8 protein-coding genes, 1 tRNA gene and 1 pseudogene are annotated in these 9437 nt (G+C 40.0%); 4 read left to right on the top strand and 6 right to left on the bottom strand.

Annotated elements, in window-relative coordinates:
- Window positions 1-47: 47 nt before the first annotated feature.
- A tRNA-Met gene (locus B3J29_RS02830) sits at window positions 48-124 on the bottom strand.
- A gap of 325 nt (window positions 125-449) precedes the next feature.
- Between B3J29_RS02830 and B3J29_RS02835 the strand changes: the two genes are divergently transcribed.
- Both B3J29_RS02835 and B3J29_RS02840 read left to right on the top strand, forming a co-directional pair.
- Window positions 450-863 carry a hypothetical protein gene (locus B3J29_RS02835; protein WP_286964344.1) on the top strand — a complete coding sequence of 138 codons (414 nt, stop codon included), beginning with the start codon at window positions 450-452 and terminating at the stop codon, window positions 861-863.
- A 417-nt stretch (window positions 864-1280) separates the two neighbouring features.
- Window positions 1281-1721, top strand: a complete 441-nt coding sequence (locus B3J29_RS02840; RefSeq protein ID WP_005234607.1) for a universal stress protein — start codon at window positions 1281-1283, stop codon at window positions 1719-1721.
- A gap of 40 nt (window positions 1722-1761) precedes the next feature.
- Here B3J29_RS02840 and B3J29_RS02845 read toward each other — a convergent pair whose 3' ends face one another.
- Both B3J29_RS02845 and B3J29_RS02850 read right to left on the bottom strand, forming a co-directional pair.
- Window positions 1762-2058 carry an MGMT family protein gene (locus B3J29_RS02845; protein WP_286964358.1) on the bottom strand — a complete coding sequence of 99 codons (297 nt, stop codon included), beginning with the start codon at window positions 2056-2058 and terminating at the stop codon, window positions 1762-1764.
- Between the two features lie 65 nt (window positions 2059-2123).
- Entirely contained in the window at window positions 2124-3623 is a 1500-nt protein-coding gene (locus B3J29_RS02850) for a cation:proton antiporter (RefSeq protein WP_286964345.1), read from the bottom strand.
- Between the two features lie 216 nt (window positions 3624-3839).
- On the opposite strand from B3J29_RS02850, the gene B3J29_RS02855 reads away from it, so the two are divergent.
- A complete protein-coding gene (locus tag B3J29_RS02855) occupies window positions 3840-4394 on the top strand; it encodes a hypothetical protein (protein WP_286964346.1) in 555 nt (184 codons plus the stop codon).
- Window positions 4395-4443: 49 nt separating this feature from the next.
- Here B3J29_RS02855 and ypfJ read toward each other — a convergent pair whose 3' ends face one another.
- Both ypfJ and B3J29_RS02865 read right to left on the bottom strand, forming a co-directional pair.
- Window positions 4444-5346 carry a KPN_02809 family neutral zinc metallopeptidase gene (ypfJ, locus tag B3J29_RS02860; RefSeq protein WP_159122819.1) on the bottom strand — a complete coding sequence of 301 codons (903 nt, stop codon included), beginning with the start codon at window positions 5344-5346 and terminating at the stop codon, window positions 4444-4446.
- Window positions 5347-5394: 48 nt separating this feature from the next.
- Window positions 5395-6321, bottom strand: a complete 927-nt coding sequence (locus B3J29_RS02865; protein WP_286964348.1) for a DUF808 domain-containing protein — start codon at window positions 6319-6321, stop codon at window positions 5395-5397.
- A gap of 199 nt (window positions 6322-6520) precedes the next feature.
- Here B3J29_RS02865 and trpS point away from each other — a divergent pair.
- Window positions 6521-7372, top strand: a pseudogene (gene trpS, locus B3J29_RS02870) (tryptophan--tRNA ligase); the annotation flags it as partial.
- 323 nt (window positions 7373-7695) lie between these two features.
- Here the strand turns inward: trpS and B3J29_RS02875 are convergent.
- A complete protein-coding gene (locus B3J29_RS02875) occupies window positions 7696-9147 on the bottom strand; it encodes a capsule assembly Wzi family protein (RefSeq protein WP_286964349.1) in 1452 nt (483 codons plus the stop codon).
- Window positions 9148-9437 lie beyond the last annotated feature (290 nt).

Here is a 9437-nt window from a genome sequence, read left to right on the forward strand (position 1 = left end):
TTAAGGCACAAAAAAAGAGACCAAGCTGAGAGCTTGGTCTTTAAAAATGGTGGCTATGACGGGACTTGAACCTGTGACCCCCGCATTATGAGTGCGGTGCTCTAACCAACTGAGCTACATAGCCGTAAACTGTGTGCGCATTATCGTAATTTCAGGTTGTATCGTCAAGCATTTTAAACCACAAATGTTCAGTCTTTATGCAAATTAATCATAAACTCTTAAACTTTGTACAAATCATGCTTTAATTCGAAACCTATTAGCAAATACTATGAAAATTAGTATCTTTTTTTAAAGCCAAATCTAAATCAAAGTCGTATCAAATAATATTTAAATTTAAGAATAACTTGCTGAAGAAACAAAATAAAAAGTGAATCTACTATTTTTTCCTATCGCTATAATGCTTTTCCAAATGTGGCCAATAGTATCTCTGGATTAAAGCAAAACTGAAGATGACGAAATTCAAAATATACCTAAGCCTGCTCCTATTGAGTGTTATAAGTTTAGCCAATGCAACTGTTATTCATCCAAGCAGCAGATTTTCAGGATGTGATGATGTGAAAAGTTTGGCTCAAGAAGTCATGCTCTTTAGACTGAAAGGTGCACCACAGAAATGGATGATTCAGCAAATGAAACAGCACTACGGTACAGCGAATGATCTCCATGCTCTGATTGGTATAAAACTTACTGAAAAAGCGTTTAAATATGAAATACCACAAGATCAGTTTGAACGTTCAGCCTTAATTAAAAACTTTGCAATTGATCACTATAATGAATGTGAGAAATCCATTTCAGATCATGATCAATCTAAACAAGAAAATAACGGTATTACCCCACCCTCGGAAAGGGAAATTTTAGAACACTAAAATTATGCTGATAGAAGCTTACTATTAGAAATAGCAGGTTATCTTTATGCAGTTTGATAGATTTTTTATTATTAAAATCTCAATTTTAAACCTGTCCCTACAGTTTTATATAACAGGGATTTTTTGAATCTAAAATTACAGGTAATAATACATTATTAAAATTAGATGGCTTTCTTAACCTAGTTCATTAATATTCTAAAATCATATTATTTTAATCTTAAAATATAATTATAAATCAAAAACTTATAAAATATACCAACCATTAAAAATTATTGCTTTGTTAAACATAATACTGAGGTATTTACTTGGTTTTAATTTTATAAAATACGCGCTATGATCAAAGTATAAACAACAATTCGTACACGATTTTAACGCGTCATATTTTTATAAAACTTATTTCCGATAAGGAGAATTCTAATGTCATTTGAACATATTTTAGTACCCGTTGACGGTTCAGAAACTTCCTACGCTGCAGTCGATAAAGCCGTCGAAATTGCCAAAGCGTTTAATAGTAAGGTGACAGTGGTTCAGGTGCTGGCACTTGATCCCTATATCGCAGCTGAATACATTACAGCAGCTCAAACCAATGACCTGGTTGAACGTGCCCGTACCGCGATTCTGAAAACACTTGACGAAGCAAAAGCAAAATTTGCTGCGGCAGGTATTGAAGCAGAGACTCAGTTACTTGAAGGTCAGGTGATTTATAGTGAAATTGTCAAGGCGGCAGAATCTTTGAATACTGATCTGATTGTGATTGGTTCACATGGCCGCACTGGCTTCAAGAAACTGTTCCTGGGAAGTGTTGCACAAAGCATCTTGGGACAGGCCAATGTTCCTGTAATGGTCATCCGTAAGTAATAAAAAAATCCCCACTTCAATCAAGTGGGGATTTTCTCTTTCAAACAAATCCATCCCATTGATACTGCTTTAAGCTGATCCGATTTCCAGCACATAGAATCCCTTCTGCGCCTAACTTTTGCTGTTGAATATTATGTCCATATTCATCCAGTTTATTGAGACTGATCTTACCTTGAGCATTCAGGACACGATGCCAAGGCAAATCGGTTTCTATATCAAGCTGACTTAAAACCCTACCCACCAGACGTGCATGTTTGGGCAAGCCAGCCAGTTTAGCAACCTGGCCATAAGTCGCTACTTTCGCATAAGGAATCTGGTTGACCACGCTCAGAATCATTTGCGCCATTTCCTGGCTTGCACTTGATGTCATAGGCTTTCAATCTTGATAGAAAATTCTAACAATTAGAAATTCTCCGGATTTTCTAAACGTTTCACTTCCTGTACTTTGTCAGGATGATGCACGGTTGCTACTCCATCTGCATCTTTCTTATCAATCAGCATTTCTGGCTGGAAGATGGTGATGGTTTCATTTCCATTTGCATCCTCCCCTACAATATACTGAAAACCGCGACGGTTCATTTTGTGGCACATCCGCTGATACCAGCCTTTAAAGCCTTGGGTTTCTTCATTCGGGTTGTAATAGAAGGCATTCATCACAGCTGGCAAACCTAGGCCACAAACCACCCCTGAAAGAAGCACCACAATAAAGGTATATCCAATCAGAATACTGCTATACGCTTCCAGTTGTGGAATATTGGCCACTGCCAGAATCAGGGCCAAGGAAATCCCGCCACGCACCCCACCCCAAGACAGGATAGTTAAACTGCCGTTATAACTTTTCTTACGCATTCTAGGGAATAATGCAAAAGACAGATGGTTGGCCAGGAAACGTGCCAAATGCAGAATTATGAAAGCGACAATCCCGCCTAGAACCAGACTGGTGCTTAAATCAATAATGAACAGTTCCAGACCGATCAAGGTGAACAGGAAAGAATTGATAATCCCCTCTACCGTATGCCAGAAATGGTTTACATCGCCGATATCTGCATCAGCCAGAATTTCTTTCCATTTATTACCGACAATCAAGCCGCCAATTACACAGGCAATTGGTGCAGAAGCATGCGCCAGTAAAGCAACCAGATATGAACCACAAGCCAACAGTGCAGTAGTTAATATCAGTGATTCCATTTCATGCTTACCGCGCAGAATACGTAAAATCGCCAAACCAAACCCAATTCCGATCAAGACTGCCACGACAATTTCATAAAGCAATGTTTGCAGGACGGCAAGTACAGTAAAGTTTTCACCTTGCAGTACATTCAGTAAGGTCATAAATAATGCAATACACATCGCATCATTAAACAGCGACTCACCTTCCAGCTTCACGATCAAATGATGGGGTGCGCGTACCGAACTGAGTACACCTTTAATCCCAATGGGATCCGTTGCTCCGAGCGCAGCACCGAGTAATAGTAGGACTAATATATCGACGTTGTTACCAATCAGGAACTGATAACCGTACAGCGCAATACCAAAGAAAACTGCACAGAAAACCAATGCCAGACTGGCCAGAATACCAATCGGCCGCCAGTGATTGCGTAAATCTGAAACCTTAAACTTCAATGCGGATGAAGTCAGAATAAAACAAATCACACCATTAATCAGGAAGTCATAAAAATCGACATGGCGAACTGCTTTCTCAATATTATCAATATTGATGCTAAAAAATGGATTACCCTGTAACAGGCTGGCGCACCATTGCAGGATAAATACAAAAATAGCGGAAACAATCGGCACACCAATGGCTTGAGGAAAACTTAGAACACGTTTGTTGAACATGGTAGTGGCAATTGACAGAGCAAAGACCACCGTCAACAGTTGTAAAAAAAAGAAACTTCCCATTAGGTTTCCTAAGATTTGGCAATTTGCAGCCGTGAGCTGAAAGATTTACTTGAAATATAAATTTAAAAAAACAGTATATTTTAGCGGATCAAGTTTAGTCCCATTTTTTTTCGAATTAAGTTAAGTTTCTTTTCAATATTCACAACTGATGATTTAACATACAGCCTTAAAGCACTTTATTGCTCACTCCTCCTTTCTATTTAGAAATTTTCTCCCATGCATCAAACTGTCAAAACCATATTCCGTCTGTGTCTCGCTGCTGTCATTTTTCTAGTCACACTCTCCTTGATGTTTACCTGTGTTGCCAAAGTTCAGGAAATTCTGAAAGCAGATCAATATTATCAGCAAGCCGTGAGCATTCCTTTAAAAAGCAGTGCCAAAGCACAATATGTACTGGTGTCTAATAATCAACGTCCAGACAACGCGCTGTTTATCCTGATTGCGGGAAATGGTTATGTAGCAAAAATCAGCTGTGAGCATTATGCGACCCTATGTACTGATGACTATAATCAGTCACATACCCGGCAGATTCAGAATGTTAATTTAGTAAAAGTGAGAAATTATTTTTATATTGAAAATATTCAGTTCCAAGATAGTAGAACTAGCCAGATCACTAAACTCAGCTATTCCATAAATGAATTGAAGCAATTTTATAATAATGACATCAGCAATTTAAAATATATTCTCTTTGCGATTTCGCTATTTGCCTTGGCTGCCCTATTTGTCAGTATCAAGATTTTGAAAAACTTCCGTCGTTTTCTGGAAAAATAACTATTCAATCATTAGGGGAGCATTTGCTCCCCTTTTTTGATCTTTAATTTTAGATATTTTGATTAAAAGTATCGCAAGCAGACATTTGTCCCGATTTCAAACCGGTATTAAACCATTTTACCCGCTGTGCACTGGTACCATGCGTAAAGCTATCCGGTACGACATGGCCTTGTGCTTTTTTCTGCAGATAGTCATCACCGATCTTGTGTGCCGCATCCATGGCTTCCTGTACATCCCCCTGCTCCAGGAACTGAGTACGCTCATGGTTATGATAAGCCCATACACCAGCCAGACAATCTGCCTGTAGTTCTTGACGTACAGAAAGCTGATTGCCCTGAGCTTGAGTGGCTTGTTGACGTGCCTGCTGTACCTGTGAAGAAATACCTAGAATGGTCTGGATATGATGACCCACCTCATGTGCTACCACATAGGCTTGAGCAAAATCGCCTGCCTGATCATTGCGAGATAACTCGGTTGAGTTCTGTTCTCCGCTAATTCCCATTTGAGTACGCATATCTTTAAAGAATGCCGTATCAATATAGACTTTCTGGTCTGCCGGACAGTAGAAAGGTCCCATGGCCGATTGCGCTGTACCACAACCAGAATTTACTACTCCACTAAATAGAACTAGTTTGGGTGCAGTATATTGCTGATTCAGCTGCTGCTGAAATACTTGAGACCAGGTATCTTCTGTATCGGCAAGAACAGTTCCTACAAAATCGATCGCTTCTTGCTGCTCTGGCGTTGGATTTTCCAGTCCCCGTGTTTCTGCACTAGAAACACCTTGCGTGACCTGCTTGGTGGTTTGATAGGCTTGCTGTGGATCAACGCCAAAAAACTTCCAGGCCACGAAAGCAATAATCAACCCGAGAATACTGATTCCACCGGCTTTGGCACCACCGCCACGACGGTCTTCTACATTGCTACTAACACGACGTCCTTTCCAGCGCATAGTGAGATTCCTTATAGTTTAAAGTCAGCTTATTTTAACGGGCCTAATTTATGCCTGCTTTGGTTTCGATCTGATTTTTTGAATAAAGCCAATCAGGATAAATACGATTAATCCTGCCACAAAACCAATCACCAGATTAATCAGTGTAGGCGTAACAGCCCCTACAATACTGCCCAGACTAGGAATGTGCTCTACATAATCAACCGAATCTTCAGTGAAATGATGAAACCATGGAATGGTATGGGCAATAATTCCCCCACCGACCAGGAACATTGCAATCGTACCTACAATCGTCAGGGTTTTCATCAATTTAGGGGCAAAAGCCAGCAATCCACGGCCTATACTTTGCTTGAAGCTGGATGCCTGTTTAGTCAGGTACAAACCTAGATCATCAATTTTAACAATCATGGCAACGAAGCCGTACACCCCGACTGTCATTAATATGGCAATTCCTGCCAGTACGATGACCTTGGTGGTAAAAGCTGCGGCTGCCACGGTGCCCAAAGAAATCACTACAATTTCCGCTGACAGAATGAAATCAGTTCGGATCGCACCCTTAATTTTCTCTTTTTCAAATGTAGCCAAATCGGTTTCGATCGTAGTGAATTCAGCCTCAGCATCTTCTTCAGTCTTAGCTTTCTTATGCTTTAAGCTATGCAGGACTTTTTCTACGCCTTCATAACAGAGAAATAGACCACCAATCATCAGTAAAGGATTAATTAACCAGGGTGCAACCACACTAATAAGTAAAGCCAAAGGAACAAGAATCAGCTTATTAATAAAAGAACCTTTGGCTACTCCCCACACCACAGGAAGTTCACGTTCTGCCCGTACACCGCTGACTTGCTGGGCATTTAATGCCAAGTCATCTCCCAAGACACCTGCTGTCTTTTTTGCAGCCATCTTGCTCATCACGGCAACATCGTCTAAAACAGTCGCAATATCATCCAATAATATTAATAAGCTGCTCGCCATTCTTGTTATCCTTATCATCTTTAGAAGACATATTTTAATGAAAATATTTAAAAAATATTGTATTCACTTGTTTAATTAATAAGATTTTTTACTACGGCTTTTTTTCTGGCTGCTGGCTGACATTCAAAAACAGAATGCCGTACAATGTGGCCATTCGTTAAAATATAGATGTAGTACAGACTACTTTTTGGAATAGATAATGAGTAATCAAGATAATCGTCCAGTAATCTTGACTGGCGACCGTCCTACCGGACAGCTTCACCTTGGCCATTTTGTCGGTTCATTACGCTCTCGCGTAGGTTTACAAGATTCTCACCATCAACATTTGTTACTCGCTGATGCTCAAGCCCTGACAGATAATGCAGATAACTTTGAAAAAGTACGTCGCAATATTATTGAAGTAGCAACAGATTATCTGGCTGTCGGTATTGATCCAACTAAAACTACAATCTGTGTTCAGTCTTGCCTGCCAGCCTTAAACGAACTGACTATGCTCTATCTGAACTTTGTGACAGTTTCACGTTTAGAGCGCAACCCGACCATTAAATCAGAAATTCAGATGCGTGGTTTTGAGCGTGATATTCCTGCAGGTTTCTTATGCTATCCAGTGGCTCAGGCAGCAGATATCACAGCCTTTAAAGCAACTGTAGTTCCGGTGGGCGAAGACCAGATTCCAATGATCGAACAGACTAATGAGATCGTACGTCGCCTTAACCGTCAGATTGGCCGTGAATTACTGCCTGAATGTAAGGCGCTGCTTTCTAATGTGGGACGCTTACCAGGTTTTGACGGCAAAGCAAAAATGTCTAAATCTCTAGGCAATACCATTGTGTTGGATGCTTCTGATAAAGACATCAAAAAAGCTGTCAATGCGATGTATACCGATCCGAATCACCTGCGCATCGAAGATCCAGGCCAGGTTGAAGGCAATGTGGTATTTACTTACCTTGATGCATTCGACACCAATAAAGAAGAACTGGAAGAACTGAAAGCACATTATCGCCGTGGTGGTTTAGGTGATGGTACAGTAAAAAAACGTCTGGAAGGTATTCTNNTTCATATGAAGGGCTTTTTTTATTTAAGCCCAAAATGCGCAAAAATAAGGCAAGTTTCCACACAGATTCTTCATAGTTTTAACCTTACTTAACATCTATTAACATGAATACTGATGAGTCACATGAGAATGAATCCTAATATACTTATATAGTAAGGAATCAAATTTAACTCTCTCCACAGTTAATGTTGATTTAGTTTTGAAAGAAACTTCCTTTTTCTACGCAATGACAACCCCAATCATTGCGTTTTTTTTGTCTGTAATTTTTAAAAATATAAAAAATCCTGCCAGATGAGCAGGATTTTATTGTGTCTTGAATATTAATATTTGAACAAGCCTTTTTCTAATGGAATTTCAATTCCAATAGAGGCACCGCCATCCTGACCATTTACATCTGAGTCACTTATCCAGGCATTAATTTTAAGTGGCATTTCTGGACGAATATAATGCGACCAGGTGACATCTAGTGCTTTAATTTCATCATCAAAAGCAAAAGCAGCATTATTTACACTTGCACGCTCAGACTGATTGACTTCAGCAAACAATACCCGTCCAGATAAACGGTTCATCGGATCAAAACGGATATCACCACCTACTGAAACCATCTGTGCATCGCCACCTAGGGCATGTGCCAGCGGATAACCATGCTGATAAAAACCATCAGTGTAATTGGTATGGTTATAAGAAATACCTCGCACCTTGCCGTTAGTACGTGTATCTGCCCATTCTGTATAAAGTTGATATGGCATATTTCTTACAGTTGCAGAATAGTCTATCCCAGCCAGATACATTTTCTTCGCAGGGAGACCACCTGCTTCATCTTCACCAACATATTGCCCATAGAAGCCCATAGGCACCTGTGTCAAAGGAAACAGATTCAGACGTGCATCAAAACCAGCGATCTGGTTCGATGGATCAGGCCCACCCGTACCACCATTATCTTTATTCCCGACAAAAGCATCCCATAATGAACTTAAGCTTTCAGGACGTCCTTCCCCCCCCCATTGAATCGCACGAGAAGCACCTAGCTCCAAGTAAGATAAAGGTTGGGCAGTCACACGAAGACCAATAAGTTTGGCATCTGGAACGGCAGTATAATCATCCAATTGGCCCGCAAAAGCCTGATATTGCCACGGTCCAATCCAGGACAGCCATTTAGTTTCAAAAGCGGTTTGTTCTGCACGTTGTGCCATAAAGCCATATACTGGGCGGCTAGCATCGCCACGAATCAAGCTGCCATCATGTCCCGGACCCCAATAGGTCGGAATTTGGCCGGCAATCAGCCATTGATTCCAGAGTTTTCCTGCTAGATAAGATCCTTCCAGATTCACATCCTGATCATTCTCAATTTGTCGATCTTTTTCGGCATTAACCCGGAGTTTGGTATCCCAGTTTTCGCCGCCTGCATTAAACTCTAAAGCTGCCTGAAATTGTGCCTTTTGCTGATCGCCAAAGGCTTGAGGAATATCTTTTGGATCACTTTCCGCAAATAAGCCTACTTTGAGCTGCTGATTGTCTGCTGTTAATTTTGCCAGAACTGAATCAATAACACGTTGTTGTACTTTGTTGCTCACTTGTGCATTGGATAGAGCTCGTTGAATTTCATCACCACTGAGCGGCCAGGTCGAGGTACTGATCTGGATCACCCCTTGCTGGTTTAACCAGTTCAAGTCAGTACGAAGATTTGCATCATTCAGAACCAGCCCTTGAGCAAAAACAGGAAGCGAAAGTGTCGTAAGAAGTGCACTTAATAATGGTTTTTTTAGAAACATGGGATCAATATTCTCAAGTTTATTTTTGCCTAACCATAGATATTTCAAAAACAATATTCAATGGCGAAACTGTATCAGTATAATATGAAACCCTAGATTTAATTGACTTTTAAAATGATAAATCGCTTCAAGAAATGAGATAAAAATACAAAAATGAAATCACAAATGTAAAAAATAGAATGAAATAATGCTGGGTTTTAATTTTATTTAAAATAAATACTGAACACATAAAAAAGGCAGTTTTAAAAACTGCCTTTTTTCGAATAAGTCATTGTCCCGTCCTGAAATAA

The organism is Acinetobacter sp. UBA5984 (genome assembly GCF_002429925.1).
Taxonomy (GTDB): domain Bacteria; phylum Pseudomonadota; class Gammaproteobacteria; order Pseudomonadales; family Moraxellaceae; genus Acinetobacter; species Acinetobacter variabilis.

Excerpts from the sequence above, each read along its gene's own strand:
- B3J29_RS02835 (WP_286964344.1), top strand. The coding sequence starts at position 450 with ATGACGAAATTCAAAATATACCTAAGCCTGCTCCTATTGAGTGTTATA.
- B3J29_RS02840 (WP_005234607.1), top strand. The coding sequence starts at position 1,281 with ATGTCATTTGAACATATTTTAGTACCCGTTGACGGTTCAGAAACTTCC.
- B3J29_RS02845 (WP_286964358.1), bottom strand. The coding sequence starts at position 2,058 with ATGATTCTGAGCGTGGTCAACCAGATTCCTTATGCGAAAGTAGCGACT.
- B3J29_RS02850 (WP_286964345.1), bottom strand. The coding sequence starts at position 3,623 with ATGGGAAGTTTCTTTTTTTTACAACTGTTGACGGTGGTCTTTGCTCTG.
- B3J29_RS02855 (WP_286964346.1), top strand. The coding sequence starts at position 3,840 with ATGCATCAAACTGTCAAAACCATATTCCGTCTGTGTCTCGCTGCTGTC.
- ypfJ (WP_159122819.1), bottom strand. The coding sequence starts at position 5,346 with ATGCGCTGGAAAGGACGTCGTGTTAGTAGCAATGTAGAAGACCGTCGT.
- B3J29_RS02865 (WP_286964348.1), bottom strand. The coding sequence starts at position 6,321 with ATGGCGAGCAGCTTATTAATATTATTGGATGATATTGCGACTGTTTTA.
- B3J29_RS02875 (WP_286964349.1), bottom strand. The coding sequence starts at position 9,147 with ATGTTTCTAAAAAAACCATTATTAAGTGCACTTCTTACGACACTTTCG.